The sequence below is a fragment of the Bradyrhizobium retamae genome (assembly GCF_001440415.1).
In the GTDB taxonomy this organism is placed as follows: Bacteria; Pseudomonadota; Alphaproteobacteria; order Rhizobiales; family Xanthobacteraceae; genus Bradyrhizobium; species Bradyrhizobium retamae.
The window spans coordinates 126,594-141,381 of record NZ_LLYA01000013.1 but is presented as its reverse complement, the minus strand read 5'-3'; the positions used below and the strand labels follow the sequence as shown (position 1 = coordinate 141,381).

15 protein-coding genes are annotated in these 14,788 nt (G+C 62.8%); 8 read left to right on the top strand and 7 right to left on the bottom strand.

Annotated elements, in window-relative coordinates:
• Positions 1-23: 23 nt before the first annotated feature.
• Positions 24-866, bottom strand: coding sequence for an AAA family ATPase (locus tag CQ13_RS04505; RefSeq protein ID WP_057841802.1), 843 nt, complete (start codon positions 864-866; stop codon positions 24-26).
• Between the two features lie 98 nt (positions 867-964).
• Complete coding sequence (locus CQ13_RS04500; RefSeq protein WP_057841801.1) at positions 965-1,207, bottom strand: GlsB/YeaQ/YmgE family stress response membrane protein; 243 nt, start codon at positions 1,205-1,207, stop codon at positions 965-967.
• 141 nt (positions 1,208-1,348) lie between these two features.
• Between CQ13_RS04500 and CQ13_RS04495 the strand changes: the two genes are divergently transcribed.
• The 3 genes from CQ13_RS04495 (at position 1,349) to sseA (ending at position 4,118) form a co-directional block, all read left to right on the top strand.
• Entirely contained in the window at positions 1,349-2,524 is a 1,176-nt protein-coding gene (locus CQ13_RS04495; protein ID WP_057841800.1) for a vWA domain-containing protein, read from the top strand.
• A 156-nt stretch (positions 2,525-2,680) separates the two neighbouring features.
• The gene (locus tag CQ13_RS04490) at positions 2,681-3,094 is read left to right on the top strand and encodes a rhodanese-like domain-containing protein (protein WP_057841799.1); all 414 of its coding nucleotides are present in this window, start codon (positions 2,681-2,683) and stop codon (positions 3,092-3,094) included.
• 163 nt (positions 3,095-3,257) lie between these two features.
• A complete protein-coding gene (sseA, locus tag CQ13_RS04485) occupies positions 3,258-4,118 on the top strand; it encodes a 3-mercaptopyruvate sulfurtransferase (RefSeq protein WP_057841798.1) in 861 nt (286 codons plus the stop codon).
• A 7-nt stretch (positions 4,119-4,125) separates the two neighbouring features.
• On the opposite strand, the gene CQ13_RS04480 is transcribed toward sseA, so the two are convergent.
• Positions 4,126-4,896, bottom strand: coding sequence for a hypothetical protein (locus CQ13_RS04480; protein ID WP_057841797.1), 771 nt, complete (start codon positions 4,894-4,896; stop codon positions 4,126-4,128).
• Between the two features lie 346 nt (positions 4,897-5,242).
• On the opposite strand from CQ13_RS04480, the gene CQ13_RS04475 reads away from it, so the two are divergent.
• Positions 5,243-6,592 (top strand): L,D-transpeptidase, encoded by a 1,350-nt coding sequence (locus CQ13_RS04475; RefSeq protein WP_057841870.1) that lies wholly within the window; start codon positions 5,243-5,245, stop codon positions 6,590-6,592.
• Between the two features lie 199 nt (positions 6,593-6,791).
• Positions 6,792-7,757, top strand: a complete 966-nt coding sequence (locus CQ13_RS04470; protein ID WP_057841796.1) for an NAD-dependent epimerase/dehydratase family protein — start codon at positions 6,792-6,794, stop codon at positions 7,755-7,757.
• A gap of 132 nt (positions 7,758-7,889) precedes the next feature.
• On the opposite strand, the gene CQ13_RS04465 is transcribed toward CQ13_RS04470, so the two are convergent.
• Together CQ13_RS04465 and CQ13_RS04460 are read right to left on the bottom strand one after the other, a co-directional pair.
• Complete coding sequence (locus CQ13_RS04465; protein WP_057841795.1) at positions 7,890-8,849, bottom strand: D-2-hydroxyacid dehydrogenase family protein; 960 nt, start codon at positions 8,847-8,849, stop codon at positions 7,890-7,892.
• A 125-nt stretch (positions 8,850-8,974) separates the two neighbouring features.
• Entirely contained in the window at positions 8,975-9,169 is a 195-nt protein-coding gene (locus tag CQ13_RS04460) for a hypothetical protein (protein WP_057841794.1), read from the bottom strand.
• Between the two features lie 230 nt (positions 9,170-9,399).
• On the opposite strand from CQ13_RS04460, the gene ettA reads away from it, so the two are divergent.
• The 3 genes from ettA to CQ13_RS04445 all read left to right on the top strand — a co-directional run bounded on the left by ettA (position 9,400) and on the right by CQ13_RS04445 (position 13,034).
• Entirely contained in the window at positions 9,400-11,049 is a 1,650-nt protein-coding gene (ettA, locus tag CQ13_RS04455; protein ID WP_057841793.1) for an energy-dependent translational throttle protein EttA, read from the top strand.
• A gap of 126 nt (positions 11,050-11,175) precedes the next feature.
• Positions 11,176-11,766 carry a TIGR00645 family protein gene (locus CQ13_RS04450; protein WP_057841792.1) on the top strand — a complete coding sequence of 197 codons (591 nt, stop codon included), beginning with the start codon at positions 11,176-11,178 and terminating at the stop codon, positions 11,764-11,766.
• A 77-nt stretch (positions 11,767-11,843) separates the two neighbouring features.
• Positions 11,844-13,034: a lytic murein transglycosylase gene (locus CQ13_RS04445; protein WP_057841869.1), complete on the top strand. Its 1,191-nt coding sequence runs from the start codon at positions 11,844-11,846 to the stop codon at positions 13,032-13,034.
• A 623-nt stretch (positions 13,035-13,657) separates the two neighbouring features.
• Here CQ13_RS04445 and CQ13_RS04440 read toward each other — a convergent pair.
• Together CQ13_RS04440 and CQ13_RS04435 are read right to left on the bottom strand one after the other, a co-directional pair.
• Positions 13,658-13,930: a hypothetical protein gene (locus tag CQ13_RS04440; RefSeq protein WP_057841791.1), complete on the bottom strand. Its 273-nt coding sequence runs from the start codon at positions 13,928-13,930 to the stop codon at positions 13,658-13,660.
• A gap of 230 nt (positions 13,931-14,160) precedes the next feature.
• Positions 14,161-14,472 (bottom strand): hypothetical protein, encoded by a 312-nt coding sequence (locus CQ13_RS04435; protein ID WP_057841790.1) that lies wholly within the window; start codon positions 14,470-14,472, stop codon positions 14,161-14,163.
• Positions 14,473-14,788 lie beyond the last annotated feature (316 nt).

Genomic DNA, 14,788 nt, shown 5'->3' with positions numbered 1-14,788 from the left:
TCTGGCGTCGCGGTCGTCAGCAACTACACTTCGCGTCGGCTGAGGAACGCCAGCCGCTCGAACAGGTGCACGTCCTGTTCGTTCTTCAAGAGAGCGCCGTGCAGCGGCGGGATCAGCTTGCGCGGATCGCGCTCCCGCAGCATCTCCGGGGTGATGTCCTCGTTCAGCAACAGCTTGAGCCAGTCGAGCAGCTCGGAGGTCGAGGGCTTCTTCTTCAGACCCGGCACTTCGCGCACCTCGAAGAAGATGCGCAAGGCTTCCTCCACCAGGCGCTTCTTGATGCCGGGGAAGTGCACGTCGACGATCCGGCCCATGGTGTCGGCGTCGGGAAACTTGATGTAGTGGAAGAAGCAGCGGCGCAGAAACGCGTCCGGCAGTTCCTTTTCGTTGTTCGAGGTGATCATCACGATCGGGCGCAGGCTCGCCTTGATGTTCTCGCCAGTCTCGTAGACGAAGAACTCCATGCGATCGAGTTCGAGCAGGAGGTCATTCGGAAACTCGATGTCGGCCTTGTCGATCTCGTCGATCAAAAGCACCGGGCGCTTCTCGTGGGTAAAAGCTTCCCACAATTTGCCGCGCTTGATGTAGTTGGAGATGTCGGAAACCCTGCTATCGCCGAGCTGGCTGTCGCGCAGCCGCGACACCGCGTCGTATTCGTAAAGACCCTGCTGCGCCTTGGTGGTCGACTTGATGTGCCAGGTCAGAAGCGGCGCGCCGAGCGCCTTGGCGACTTCTTCCGCCAGCACGGTCTTGCCGGTGCCGGGCTCGCCCTTGATCAGCAGCGGGCGTTCGAGCACGATCGAGGCGTTGACGGCGACCTTGAGGTCGTCGGTGGCGACATAGTCCTTGGTGCCGGTAAATTTCATCTATCCGTTTGCCTTGTTGTTCGTTCGTCAGCCGCTCGCGGCCTGAACAGTAAACGACCGCCGGTCCGGCGGTCGCGATTGGAATTGCTGCGGCTTCGTCAGCGTCTGATCAGTGACAGGATCACCAGGATGATCACCGCGCCGATCGTGGCGTTGACAATATCGCGGACCCAGCCTGCGCCGAGACTGACGCCGAGCTGCGGCAACAGCCAGCTCGCAAGCAACGCGCCGATGATGCCGATCACGACATTGCCGATCAGCCCGAAGCCTGCGCCGCGCACGATCAACCCGGCAAGCCAGCCCGCAACACCGCCGATGATCAGCGCCGCTATGATTCCCATTGAATTTCCCCTGCCGGAATAAGCCTTTTGCAGGTCAATTGTAATTGAAAAACCTACCCGGTCTAGGCCTGACAGCTATGCGCCGGCCTTTGACAGGCTCTGGCCCTTGACGTGCGCCGCCCGGCGGGCAATCTGTAACCCATGTTCCTGCAATTCTTCACATCGTTGCGCGACGCGCAGGTCCCGGTGACGCTGCGTGAATATCTGACGCTGATGGAGGCGCTCGATGCCGACCTTGCCGATCAGACGGTGGAGAATTTCTACTATCTCTCCCGCGCCGCTTTGGTGAAGGACGAGCGCAACCTCGACAAGTTCGATCGCGTCTTTGGCACCGTGTTCAAAGGGCTGGAAAGCCTGCTGGATGCTATGGAGAAGGCGGACATTCCCGCCGAATGGCTGAAGAAGCTCGCGGAAAAATACCTCACCGAGGAAGAGAAGAAGCAGATCGAGGCGATGGGCTGGGACAAGCTTATGGAGACGCTTCGCCAACGGCTGAAGGAACAGCAGGGCCGCCATCAGGGCGGCAACAAGTGGATCGGCACCGCCGGCACCTCGCCGTTCGGCGCTCATGGCTACAATCCCGAAGGCGTGCGGATCGGGCAGGAGAAGAACCGCAACAACCGCGCCGTCAAGGTGTGGGACAAGCGCGAGTTCAAAGATCTCGACGGCAATGTCGAGCTCGGCATCCGCAACGTCAAGATCGCGCTGCGCCGGCTGCGCAAATTCGCCCGCACCGGCGCGCCCGACGAGCTCGATTTGGACACCACGATCAGGGAGACCGCCAACCACGGCTATCTCGACGTGCATATGCGCCCGGAACGCCGTAATGCGGTGAAGGTTTTGGTGTTCTTCGACATCGGCGGCTCGATGGATTCGCACATCGAGCAGGTCGAGGAGTTGTTCTCGGCCGCGAAGTCCGAGTTCAAGCACATGGAATATTTCTATTTCCACAACTGCCTCTATGAAGGCGTGTGGAAGCAGAACAAGCGTCGCTTCACTGACCGCACGCAGACCTGGGACGTGCTGCATAAATATCCGCACGACTACAAGGTGGTGTTCGTCGGCGACGCCTCGATGTCGCCGTATGAGATCATGGTGCCGGGCGGCTCGGTCGAGCATGTGAACGAGGAAGCCGGCGCGGTTTGGCTGGAGCGCATCACGCGCACCTATCCGCATACGGTGTGGCTCAATCCGGTGGCGCAGAAACACTGGGACTATTCGGAATCCACCGCCATCATCCGCCGGCTGCTTTCGGATCGCATGTACCCGATCACGATCGAAGGCCTCGAAGGCGCGATGAAGGAATTGGTGCGGTAGCGGGATTGCGTGCCCCGGACGCAGCGCAGCGCGTCAGCGGTGCGCTGCAGAGCCGGGGCCCATCGGCTGCGATCTGGGTCCCGGCTCTGCGGTGCATCACCTAAGGGGTGCTGCACCGCGTCCGGGACACGCGCACAAACACAAAGAGGAAACACAATGCCCCAGACCATCCACCGCGGCATCAAATCCCTGATCGACGAAGCCAATGCCGAGATCGAGACTGTCAGCGCCACCGAGGCCATCAAGGCCGCGCAGGATCCCAACGTCGTGATCGTCGATATCCGCGATCCCCGCGAGATCGAACGCGAGGGCAAGATTCCCGGCGCGTTCTCCTGCACCCGCGGCATGCTGGAATTCTGGATCGATCCGCAAAGCCCCTATGCCAAGCCGATCTTTCAGGAAGACAAGAAGTTCATCTTCCATTGCGCCGGCGGCATGCGCTCGGCGCTCGCGGCCAAGACCGCGCAGGACATGGGCCTGAAGCCGGTTGCGCATATGGGCGGCGGCTTCGCCGCCTGGCGCGACGCCGGCGGTCCGGTGGAGAAATGGGAGCCGAAGAAGAAAGTGTAGGCGTTGCGGCCTCCGTCATTCCGGGGCGCGCGAAGCGCGAACTATGATGCGCAATTGCGCATCCGAGAATCTCGCAACATAATCTCTGGCTTCCGCGATGTGCAATTGCACATCTGAGGTCTGCGCCTTGCGGCGCATCCCGGAATGACGATGGATACAAGACATGACCACCACGACCACCACTGACCCGCTCGTCTCCACCGACTGGCTCGCCGAGCACCTGAACGATCCCAACGTCAAAATCGTCGACGCCACGTTCAAGATGCCGGGCGTGATGCCGTTGCCGAAAGACGACTATCTCGCCGCGCATATTCCGGGCGCGGTGTTCTTTGACGTCGATGCGGTGTCCGACCATTCCAATCCGCTGCCGCACATGTTTCCTTCCGCCGAGCAATTCGGCCGCGACGTCGGCGCGCTCGGGATCGGCAATGACGACACCGTCGTGGTCTATGATTCCGGCGGCTGGGTCGCCGCACCCCGGGCGTGGTGGATGTTTCTGTCGTTCGGCAAGGACGTGCGCGTGCTCGATGGCGGCCTGAAGAAGTGGGTCGCGGAAGGCCGCAAGGTCGAGAGCGGGCAGGTGACGCCGAAGCCTTCGACGTTCAAGGCGACGTTCGATGCGCGGCGCACGCGCAGCATGCAGCAGCTCGTCGCCAATCTCGCAAGCCGCGCTGAACAGGTGATCGATGCGCGCGCCAGTGAACGTTATCAGGGCAAGGTCGCCGAGCCGCGGCAGGGACTTCGCTCCGGCCATATTCCCGGCAGTCTCAGCCTGCCGTACAACAATCTGTTTGATGCTGCGACCGGCACGATGAAGCCGCTCGACGAATTGCGCGCGGCATTTCTCGGCGCCGGCGTGAAGCTCGATGCACCGATCGTGACGAGCTGCGGATCCGGCGTCAGCGCCGCCGTGCTGACGCTGGCGCTCTATCGTCTCGGCGTCGAGAACCCGGCGCTGTATGACGGCTCGTGGACGGAGTGGGGCGCACCCGACGGTCCCCCGGTTGCGACCGGCCCGGCTTGATCAAGCGCTACCGCGTCGCGCGCGGGGTCGGGGTCTGGAATTGCGCGAACGGATTGGCCTGCAGTTGCTGCTGAGCCAGCGCCGCCTCGCGTGCCAGGCGCGCCCGCTGCGCCGCAATCCGCCGCCGTTCCTGGGCCTGCTGCGCGGCCCGCTTTTTGACGGCACTCCGATCGGGCTTCGCTTCCGTGGTCTTGGCCGATGTCTTTTCATCGACGATGGCGGCGGGACCGCCGAGCGTCGCGATCCTGGTCACAGCGGCGTTGTCTTCAAGTAACGGCACGTCCGTTGTCGGCGCCGCGGGAGGCGAGGCGGCGGCAGCGGCGGGCTCCGGCGTATCAGGGACGGCGGCGAGCTTCACTTCCGCACTGGGAGCGGGTGCCTCGGTTTGGGCCGCGGAAGCCGGAGCAACCGGTGTCTCCGCAATCATCTCCGGCTCTGCCGGCGTCGCCGCAGCCAGTTGCTCGGGCTCCGCCGGACTGGCGTCTGGAGACTGCACAGTCGATGCCGGTGCCTCCGAGGCTGCTTCCGGGACGGCGGCGGCCGCGACGTTGTCGGCCGGCCTCTCCGCGACGGGTGGATCGACGCGCATCAACGCCAAGCTCGGCAGCGGGTCGTCGTTCTGGCGGGCGAACATCGGCTCGGGCGCCGCCCGTCGCGAGGGAAGATTGGCAAATTCCTCATGCGCGGCCCGCAACAGGGCGGCAGCGCCAAGACCAAAAACCAGGATCGACATCGACAGCACGATCGCGATGAACAAGAAACGAAAGCCGGGAAGCATGGATCAGGGTTCCACCCTCCGTGATCTCGGAAGGGTTATTGCTTGCCAAGGGAACGCGGTGACCACTGTGCGGGCCGGATGCGGCGGAGGGTGTGGCGCGCGCGAATCAGGCCGATTTGAGAGTATCTCAATGCCCGGTGGCTTTTTGTTACAAAATCTGCGGTTCGACGTCGCGCACCACCCGCCGACGGCGATTTCCGCCGTCCTGAGGCATCTTTGCCGCAGCTTGCCTGCGATCACAAATGACTGGTTTGGGCCGAATTTCGCGGATTTGTCTTGAATGCGCCGCGATCTTCCGTCATCTGCCGTTAACCGTCCGGTGGGGCTTGGGGTCTATACAAAGGCGATGATGAACAACCGCATTTTGACGATTTGTGCCGCCATTGCCGCTGGCATGGCTGGAACCTCGCTCGCCCAAGCGCAGAGCTATCCGCCAGCTCCCGGCCAGGTCTATTCGACAGCTCCGGGACCGTACGTGCCCGGTGGCTATGCGGTTGACGAACGCCGTGCCGGCGAACCTGATTTCGACGGACTGGAAGACGACGAAGCGCCGAACGCGCCGAGTTCGGCCGCGTTGCCGCCGCCCGGCCCGGTGCTGTCGCCCAACGATCCCCGCTATGGCCGCCCGGCGCCCGCCCCGGTCTATTCGGACCGCGGCGGCCCGATGCCCACAGGCCCGATCCTTTCTCCGGACGACCCGCGCTATGGCCGGCCGGCCGCTGGCCCGGCCTATTCGGACCGTGGCGCCGCGACGCCGACGGGCCCGATCCTTTCGCCCGACGATCCGCGTTACGGCCGCCCGGCCGGTCCGCCGCCGGTGATCTATGCGGACCGTCCGCCCGGTTCGCAGCCGCAGGTCTATTCGGATCGCGACGATAGCCGCATTCCCGGCGCCGGTATCGTCTATCCGAACGACGACCGCGCCGGCCTTCGCCCGCCGGGGGCCATTGGCACCGCGCCTGCGCCCGCCGAGACTGGCGCGCTCCCGCAGTCGCAGCAACCCGCCATTGGAACTGACGGCAAGCCGGTGCAACTCGCCGCCCTGCCGCCGGAAGAGCAGCCGGAAGTCGGCCCTGCGCAGCTTCCGCCGCATCTGCGCCGCCAGGAAGTGGCCTTCACGACCAAGGAGCCCGCGGGCACGATCGTTGTCGATACCGCCAATACCCACCTCTATTACGTGCTCGGTGGCGGACGTGCGATCCGCTACGGCGTCCGCGTCGGGCGCGACGGCTTCACCTGGAACGGCGTGCAGAAGATCAGCCGCAAGGCCGAGTGGCCGGACTGGCATCCGCCGACCGAGATGATCGAGCGCCAGCCCTATCTGCCGCGCTTCATGGCCGGCGGCCCCGGCAATCCGCTCGGCGCACGTGCCATGTATCTGGGTTCGACCATCTACCGCATCCACGGCACCAACCAGCCTTCGACGATCGGCAAGTTCGTCTCCTCGGGCTGCATCGGCATGCTGAACGAGGACGTCTCCGACCTGTTCGAGCGCGCCAAGGTCGGTACCCGCGTGGTGGTGATGCCCGGTGGCCCCCCGCCTGCCAATACCGCAAGCGCGTCAGCCGCTCCGCCGCCCACCGCTGGCCCGGCTGCCGCAGCAGCCGCCCGACCGGCTCAGGCCCAACTGGCGCCCGCTTCCGGTGCGCAGCCGGCGGTGGTGCCGCCGCTGCCCGCGCCGGTCACGATTCGGTAGGTTCTCAGTCACAACGACGTTTTCGAAGGCGCGCCCACGGCGCGCCTTTTTTGTTGTCGATCCGCGCGCGATGCAACTTGGCCTTGCGGAACAAGTCCGGATGGACAGGGGGCCTTCAGCCACATTCGTGAGCTTGAATTCACATTTCCTTCGACTACCTGCCGGCCAGAATTGTGGGGCAGTAGCAGGAGAATTTGCCATGCGGATCTTTGTTGCAGGCGCCACTGGCGCTGTGGGCCGTCCGCTAGTTGCCGCCTTGATTGCGGCCGGTCATTCCGTCGTTGGCACGACGCGAACGGCGGCGAAGGCCGAGATCATCAGACGGATGGGCGCGGAACCTGCGATCGCCGATGGGCTCGACGCGCCGGCCATTCGCGCCGCAGTGCTTGCAGCGAAGCCGGAAGTCATCATCGACCAGATGACTGAGCTTGCCGCGGTCACAGATCTCAGGCATTTCGATCGCGCGTTCGCCAGCACCAATCGATTGCGCACGCAGGGCACCGATTTTCTGTTGACGGCTGCCCGCGAGGCCGGCGTGAAACGCTTCATCGCCCAGAGCTTCTGCGGCTGGACCTACGGCCGCAGCGGCGACCCGATCAAGACGGAGGCCGATCCGTTCGATTTCGATCCGCCGGAAGAACTGCGCCGCACGCTGGACGCGATTCAGTATCTGGAGGACGCCGTCACCAGCTCGGCGAATCTCGAAGGGATCGTCCTGCGATATGGGTCGTTCTATGGCCCCGACACCGGCATGCTCTCACGCGCGATGATCGAACAGGTGCAGCGCCGCCGCGTGCCGCTGATCGGCGGCGGTGGCGGACAGTGGTCGTTCATCCATGTCGATGATGCGGCGTCCGCTACCGTCGCTGCCATCGAGCGCGGCAAGCCCGGCGAGATCTACAACATCGTCGACGATGAACCGGCGCCGGTCGCCGAATGGCTGCCTGCTCTTGCCACGCTGGTCGGAGCCAGGCCGCCGATTCGCGTGCCGGCTTGGCTTGGTCGGTTGTTCGCCGGCGAGCACCTGGTTTCGATGATGACGGAGGTGCGGTCAGGCTCCAACGCCAAGGCAAGGCGCGAGCTGGACTGGCAGCCGGCGCATCCGTCGTGGCGTCAGGGATTTGCGGAGGTTGCCAGCGGCGCAACCGCGCAGCACGCAGCCTGAGCCTGGGAATAGCGTTTTCGAGCGAAGCACGCCCTCGGAGTTGATCGGGGGTGCGTACCGGTTCGCGTGAAGAAAACGTGTCAAAGCAAGAATCCAGAGCTTCGGTTCTGATTCCATCAGGAGTGAAATGCCCTAGGCCAGCCGCTGCTTCGGCTCGCCGTTTAACCAGGCGTCGATGCCTTCCACCATCTGCTGATAGTGGTTTCGAAAACTGTCCTCGGTGACGTAGCCGAGATGCGGCGTCAGCACGATATTGTCGAGCTTGCGGAAGGGATGGCCGACCGGCAGCGGCTCGACCGAGAACACGTCGATGCCGGCGCCCGCGATCTTCTTTTGCGTCAGCGCTTCCAATAGCGCGCCTTCGTCGACGATCGGCCCGCGCGCGGTGTTGACGAGATAGGCGGTCGGCTTCATCCGCGCGAGGTCGGCGGCGCCCACCAGCCCGCGCGTGCGCTGGCTCAGCACCACATGGATGGTGACGATGTCGGCGGTCGAGAACAGCTCTTCCTTGCTCACATAAGTGACGCCGACCTCCTTGCATTTTTCAGCCGTCAGGTTCTGGCTCCAGGCGATCACGTTCATGCCCAAGGCCTGCGCCAGCTTCGATACTTTGGTGCCGAGCTTGCCGAGGCCGATCACCCCGAGCGTGCGGCCCTCGATTTCCATGCCGACATGTGCCTGCAACGGCTCGCCGGCATGCATGCGGGCGTTCTCGCGGCCGATATTGCGGGTCAGCTCCAGGATCAGGCCCATGGTCAGCGGCGCCGTCGGGTCGCGGCCCCATTGCGTGCCGCACAGCACCACCTTGTGGTCCTTGGCGGCCTCCATATCGATGGCGGCATTGCGCAGGCCCGAGGTGATCAGGAGTTTTAGGTTGGGCAGGCCTGCAAACATGGTGCGAGGAAAGGGGGTGCGCTCGCGCATCGCACAGATGATCTCGAAATCCTTGAGCGCGGCGGCGGCGGCTTCCGCGTTCGCAAACGGCTGGTTGAACACCGTGACGTCGACGCGGTCGGTGACCTTGGACCAGTCGGCGACCTTAAGCGCCACATTGAGATAGTCGTCGAGGATTGCACAGCGCGGCCGCGTCATTTGAGAGGTCCGTTGATGGCGAGGATGACGGCGGGAAACGCCGTCGGAAAGGTCGCCATGGTTGCGCGCAATCGGTAGCGGCGCAAGCGGACTAAACGCAGGGCAGGCTCAATTAATGCGAGAGCTCAGTTCGAATGGCCGGGATGCTTGGCGCGCCAGGCCGGTCCCGGGCCGCGCATATAGTACAGTTCCGGGCGGTAGGGGTTGAACGCCTTGGCCACGAACTGCCGCCAGAAAGCGCGGAGTTCTGCCAACGGTTTTGCCAGTCCGGCGCTTGCATGAGCCGGGGCGGAAAGGGATGCCGAAGCGATCGTAGCCATGACGCGGGCCCTTGTTCTCAAGACGCCTTTTTCGGCGCTGAAAACGAGTTTTCGCCTGATTTATTAAAAGATAGTTTCAATTGTCGGGATCGCGGCGGACATGGTGACCATCCCGTATTGATCCGTGGTGAACGGACGGAAAACGCCCCGCCGCGGTTGCCCTTTGGGGGCCGCGCCGCTACATCAGCGGCAGCAAATTTCCGTAAAATCCAACGATTCCAAGGATCGCGATGGCTCGCCAATTCATCTATTTCATGCAGGGTCTGACCAAGAGCTACCCGACCCGAAAGGTGCTCGATAACATCCATCTGAGCTTCTACCCGGACGCCAAGATCGGCGTGCTCGGCGTCAACGGTTCCGGTAAGTCGACCCTGCTCAAGATTATGGCTGGTCTCGACAAGGAATATACCGGCGAGGCCTGGGTCGCCGAGGGCGCGCGCGTCGGCTACCTCGAGCAGGAGCCGCACCTGGACCCTGCGCTTACCGTCCGCGAAAACGTCATGCTGGGCGTCGCCAAGAAGAAGGCGATCCTCGATCGCTACAACGAGCTGGCGATGAACTATTCGGACGAGACGGCCGATGAGATGACCAAATTGCAGGACGAGATAGAGGCCGCGGGTCTCTGGGATCTCGACAGCAAGGTCGACCAGGCGATGGACGCGCTGCGCTGCCCGCCCGACGATTCCGACGTGACAAAACTCTCCGGTGGCGAGCGCCGCCGCGTCGCGCTGTGCAAATTGCTGCTCGATCAGCCGGATCTCTTGCTGCTGGACGAGCCGACCAACCACCTCGATGCCGAGTCGGTGTCGTGGCTGGAAGGCCACCTGCGCAATTATCCTGGCGCGATCCTGATCGTGACCCACGACCGCTACTTCCTCGACAACGTCACGGGCTGGATCCTCGAGCTCGATCGCGGCCGCGGCATTCCCTACGAGGGCAATTATTCGTCCTGGTTGGTGCAGAAGCAGAAGCGCCTCGAGCAGGAGGGCCGCGAGGAGGCCGCGCACCAGAAGACGCTGGCTCGCGAGCAGGAATGGATCGCGTCCTCACCGAAGGCACGCCAGGCCAAGTCCAAGGCGCGCTATCAGCGCTATGAGGACTTGCTCAAGCAGGCGAGCGAGAAGCAGACTCAGACAGCGCAGATCACCATTCCCGTGGCCGAGCGTCTCGGCCAGAACGTGGTCGATTTCGAAGGGCTCACCAAGGCGTTCGGTGACCGCGTGCTGATCGAGGATCTCACTTTCAAGCTGCCGCCCGGCGGCATTGTCGGCGTGATCGGCCCCAACGGCGCCGGCAAGACCACGCTGTTCCGCATGATCACCGGGCAGGAAGAGCCGGACAAGGGCACCATCAACGTCGGCGAGAGCGTTCACCTCGGCTACGTCGACCAGTCGCGCGACGATCTCGACGGCAAGAAAACCGTGTGGGAGGAGATTTCCGGCGGCAACGAGCTGATCCTGCTCGGCAAGCGCGAGGTCAATTCGCGCGGTTATTGCTCGTCGTTCAACTTCAAGGGCGCCGACCAGCAGAAGAAGGTCGGCGCCCTGTCGGGCGGTGAACGCAACCGCGTGCATCTGGCCAAGATGCTCAAATCAGGCGCCAACGTGCTGCTGCTCGATGAACCGACCAACGACCTCGACGTCGATACGCTGCGCGCGCTGGAAGAGGCACTGGAGGATTTCGCCGGCTGCGCCGTGATCATCAGCCACGATCGCTGGTTCCTCGACCGCATCGCGACCCACATCCTGTCCTTCGAAGGCGACAGCCATGTCGAATGGTTCGAAGGCAACTTCCAGGATTACGAGAAGGACAAGATGCGCCGGCTCGGCCAGGACAGCATCATTCCGCACCGCGTGAAGTACAAGAAGCTGACGCGGTGAACCAATCGGGTGTTTGCATGATTAGTGTCCCGCTTGTGCTGCGGCCAGTTGTCGCTTCACACGGCAGTGACAGTGCGTAGATATAGGCGTTGTTCCGAAATTCCAATCCCGCAGTGAGCCATCCTGATGTCCCTTACCCCCGAAACACCGTTGCCACCTAAAGGTAAGGGGAAAGCATTGCGCCCCGTTCCAATGCTGATTTTCGGCTCCCGCTGGTTGCAATTGCCGCTTTACGTCGGGCTGATTGTCGCGCAAGGCGTCTATGTCGTGCTGTTTCTGAAGGAACTGTGGCATCTGTTCGCCCATGCTTTCGATTTCAGCGAACAGCAGATCATGCTGGCGGTGCTGGGCCTGATCGACGTCGTCATGATCTCCAACCTGCTGGTGATGGTGATCGTCGGCGGTTACGAGACCTTCGTCTCCCGCCTCAACCTGCAGGGCCATCCCGATGAGCCGGAATGGCTCAGCCATGTCAACGCCAGCGTGCTCAAGATCAAGCTGGCGATGGCGATCATCGGCATCTCCTCGATCCATCTGCTGCGCACGTTCATCGAGGCCGGTGCACTGGCGTCGGGAAAAAGCGCATACACCGAAACCGGCGTGATGTGGCAAACCATCATCCATACCGTTTTCATTCTGTCGGCCATCGGCATTGCCTATGTCGACCGTGTCTCGAACATGGCCGTCGACGAAGCAAAGCGCGCCGCTTCGCATTGATGGGCGGCTTGTCGATCATCGGATTTTCGGCTTTGCGAACGAGGGCGGCTGCCGCAGTTCTGATAGTGACTGCGGTGATGCTCGGCGCATCGCAACCGGCGTTTTCCGCCGACGCCGCCTTTGCCCAGTTCGTCGCCTCGCTATGGCCGGAAGCGCAAGCGGCCGGCGTGTCGCGCGCGACGTTCGATCGCGAAACGCAAGGACTGGAGCCCGACTACAAACTGCCCGATCTCCTGCTGCCGGGTCGGCCCGCCACTGGCGCGCCGGCGCAGGCCGAGTTCGTGCAGGTGCCGGCCGATTATGTGAAGGAAGCTTCCATCGCGCGGCTGGCCGCCGAGGGGCAAAAGCTGATGCAGAAGCATCGCGCCGCTCTCACCGAGATCGAAAAGCGTTTTGGCGTTCCTGCATCCATCGTGCTCGCGATCTGGGGCCGCGAGACCGATTTCGGTCGCTATCGCCTGCCTCACGACATGCTCCGCGTGGTCGCGACGCAGGCCTATGTCGGCCGGCGCAAGGATCAGTATCGCACCGAGTTCATTCAGGCGCTCAAACTTCTCGGCGAGGGCGCGGTGGCGCGCAAGGATTTTCGCTCGTCCTGGGCCGGCGCCACCGGCCTCACCCAGTTCCTGCCGTCCGAATATTACAAGCATGGCATCGATCTTGACGGCGACGGTCGTGTCGACATCTGGAATTCCGTGCCGGACGCGCTGGCGTCCGCCGCGCAACAGCTCGTCAACAAGGGCTGGCAGGCGGGCGTGCGCTGGGCCTATGAGGTCAAGGCGCCCGCCAATGTCGATTGCACCATGGGCGTGCCCGAGGTGACGAAGCCGATCGCCGAGTGGCTGCGCGCCGGCTTCGTGCCGGTACGCGGACAAAGGCTGAGTGCGGCCGAACAGGCACAGCCGGCCTCGCTATTGCAGGTGGAGGGCATCTACGGCCCGTCGTTCCTGACCACGAAGAACTATTTCGTCATCAAGGAATACAATTTCTCCGATCTGTATGTGCTGTTCGTCGGCCATCTCGCCGATCGCATGGCGAGCCCGCTGCCGTTCGCAACGCCGTGGTCGGCCTCGACGCAGTTGCGCTCCGCCGATATCGAGGCCATGCAGCGCCATTTGACGCGCATCGGTCTCTACAAGGACAAACTCGACGGCAAGGCGGGCATGCAAACCCGTGCGGCGCTCGGCGCCTATCAAAAGTCCGCCGGGCTGAAGGTCGATTGCTGGCCGAGCGAGGCGGTGCTGCGCTCGATGAGCGGGGGACGCTGACTACGTCGTAGACATCGTAGACGGATGAGGGCCAGCGATATCCGCAAGCGGTGCCGGCATCATCCCCGGACGTCGCCTCACCTCGGCTACAGGACTGGGGCGGTCTCTTTGGATATCTAGTTGCAGTAAGTCTGATTCCCTATGCGTTGGCACGTACGACCGTCGCTGAAGTAGGTGAAGTTCCCAATCGTTTGAGAGCTGGTGCCGTCACTGTAATAGTTGAAATTTCCGCTTCTCTGAGAACTTGAGCCATCGCTGTTGTAAGTGAAATTTCCTGCGCGCTGGGATGAAGTCCCATCACTCCAATAGGTGAAATTTCCGATCTGCTGGCCTGAGAGACCGCTGTCGCAACTAACGAAGTTACCGATTTGCTGGCAACTATCGGCCTGTGCAGCGGTCGCGACGAATACTAGGGCAACCGAAAACAGAAATCGCATGTCTCAACCCTATGTTGAACGTGGATGAGACCACACGATTCGTTAAATTGGAACACTGGTAACTTCAAACTTGGACACGGGCCTCGGAATACGGACAGTCCCCTACGTCGTCACAAAGAAAAACCCGGCCGAAATATCGGCCGGGCTCTCGATCAAAGCGCGCATCTCGCACGCCAGTCGGTCAGATCAGTGGCAGACCTCGACGCGGCGATAGCGCCAGTCGTAGCCATCCCAGAAGCGCTCGCGAACCATGCGGCACGCCGGATAGGGCGCCTCTTCCACATACACCGGACCGCCGTAAGCCGGGCGGCTGGAGGCGATCGCGCCACCGATGATCGCGCCGCCGAGCAAGCCGGCCGCCACGCCTGCGGCAACGCCACGCTGCGCACTTGCGGGCGTCGAGGCAAGCGAACCGGCGATCGTTGCGACCGCGACGAAGGCAGCAAATGTCTTCTTCATGTCCTGGGCTCTCCTGGAGTGACGCCTTCGGGCGCCGGGTTTAGGGGATGACTCACACGCTGTTTCGAACTGCCGCTTCGCTAAAAAAGCGCACATGGGTCAATCGAAAGTAAACGTCTTCAAACGGTCGCGAAAAAAAACGGTCTTTTTCGGGCCGGAAAACGCATGCACCCCGGAAAAGCACTGCCTTTCCGGGGTGTTGAGCGCAATTTAATGAAGATGAACGACCGCTAGTCGCAGACCCTGACGTTGCGGACCCGCCAGCCATAGCCATCCCAGAACCGCTGCCGCTGCCAGATGCAGGACTCGCCGTAGCCGGGATCGACGACATAGGCCGGGCCGCCATAGCCGGGCTCATAATAGCCCGGGCCGTAATAGTAGCCGTTCTGCGAAGCAATCGCGCCGCCGACAATGGCGCCGCCGATCAATCCGGCGGCGACGCCCGCCGCAACGCCGCGCTGCGCTTGGGCGGGAGCGGGAACAGCCACGGCCGAAACGGCCAACGCGGCGGCGGCACCGAGCGCCATCAATGTCTTCTTCATGGCCTCACCTTTCTCGTGGAGCAAACGAACTTAAGTTCCGTCCGGGCGAAAGTTCCACATTTCGCTTGAATGATCAATGAACAGCCGCGGCTCTGGGATGACGAAAATGCGAGGAGGTCCGGCAGGCTGCGGTGCGGCGATACCAAAGATCCCCTGTGTTCGGCTGTGGCGGCGACTGATGCGAAGAACCCCGGCAAATCGGCGGCGGATTGATTTACCGCAATACTCCTTTTTAGATTCATTCCAGTGTTTGCCCGGCATCAGTTTGGAATTGCTTGAAAATGCGGCTTTTCCTTTTGCATCTCGGCGCGCTCTT

What these genes read in the sequence shown, in the direction of transcription:
- CQ13_RS04505 (WP_057841802.1), bottom strand. Translation starts at nt 866, where the DNA reads ATGAAATTTACCGGCACCAAGGACTATGTCGCCACCGACGACCTCAAG.
- CQ13_RS04500 (WP_057841801.1), bottom strand. Translation starts at nt 1,207, where the DNA reads ATGGGAATCATAGCGGCGCTGATCATCGGCGGTGTTGCGGGCTGGCTT.
- CQ13_RS04495 (WP_057841800.1), top strand. Translation starts at nt 1,349, where the DNA reads ATGTTCCTGCAATTCTTCACATCGTTGCGCGACGCGCAGGTCCCGGTG.
- CQ13_RS04490 (WP_057841799.1), top strand. Translation starts at nt 2,681, where the DNA reads ATGCCCCAGACCATCCACCGCGGCATCAAATCCCTGATCGACGAAGCC.
- sseA (WP_057841798.1), top strand. Translation starts at nt 3,258, where the DNA reads ATGACCACCACGACCACCACTGACCCGCTCGTCTCCACCGACTGGCTC.
- CQ13_RS04480 (WP_057841797.1), bottom strand. Translation starts at nt 4,896, where the DNA reads ATGCTTCCCGGCTTTCGTTTCTTGTTCATCGCGATCGTGCTGTCGATG.
- CQ13_RS04475 (WP_057841870.1), top strand. Translation starts at nt 5,243, where the DNA reads ATGATGAACAACCGCATTTTGACGATTTGTGCCGCCATTGCCGCTGGC.
- CQ13_RS04470 (WP_057841796.1), top strand. Translation starts at nt 6,792, where the DNA reads ATGCGGATCTTTGTTGCAGGCGCCACTGGCGCTGTGGGCCGTCCGCTA.
- CQ13_RS04465 (WP_057841795.1), bottom strand. Translation starts at nt 8,849, where the DNA reads ATGACGCGGCCGCGCTGTGCAATCCTCGACGACTATCTCAATGTGGCG.
- CQ13_RS04460 (WP_057841794.1), bottom strand. Translation starts at nt 9,169, where the DNA reads ATGGCTACGATCGCTTCGGCATCCCTTTCCGCCCCGGCTCATGCAAGC.
- ettA (WP_057841793.1), top strand. Translation starts at nt 9,400, where the DNA reads ATGGCTCGCCAATTCATCTATTTCATGCAGGGTCTGACCAAGAGCTAC.
- CQ13_RS04450 (WP_057841792.1), top strand. Translation starts at nt 11,176, where the DNA reads ATGTCCCTTACCCCCGAAACACCGTTGCCACCTAAAGGTAAGGGGAAA.
- CQ13_RS04445 (WP_057841869.1), top strand. Translation starts at nt 11,844, where the DNA reads ATGCTCGGCGCATCGCAACCGGCGTTTTCCGCCGACGCCGCCTTTGCC.
- CQ13_RS04440 (WP_057841791.1), bottom strand. Translation starts at nt 13,930, where the DNA reads ATGAAGAAGACATTTGCTGCCTTCGTCGCGGTCGCAACGATCGCCGGT.
- CQ13_RS04435 (WP_057841790.1), bottom strand. Translation starts at nt 14,472, where the DNA reads ATGAAGAAGACATTGATGGCGCTCGGTGCCGCCGCCGCGTTGGCCGTT.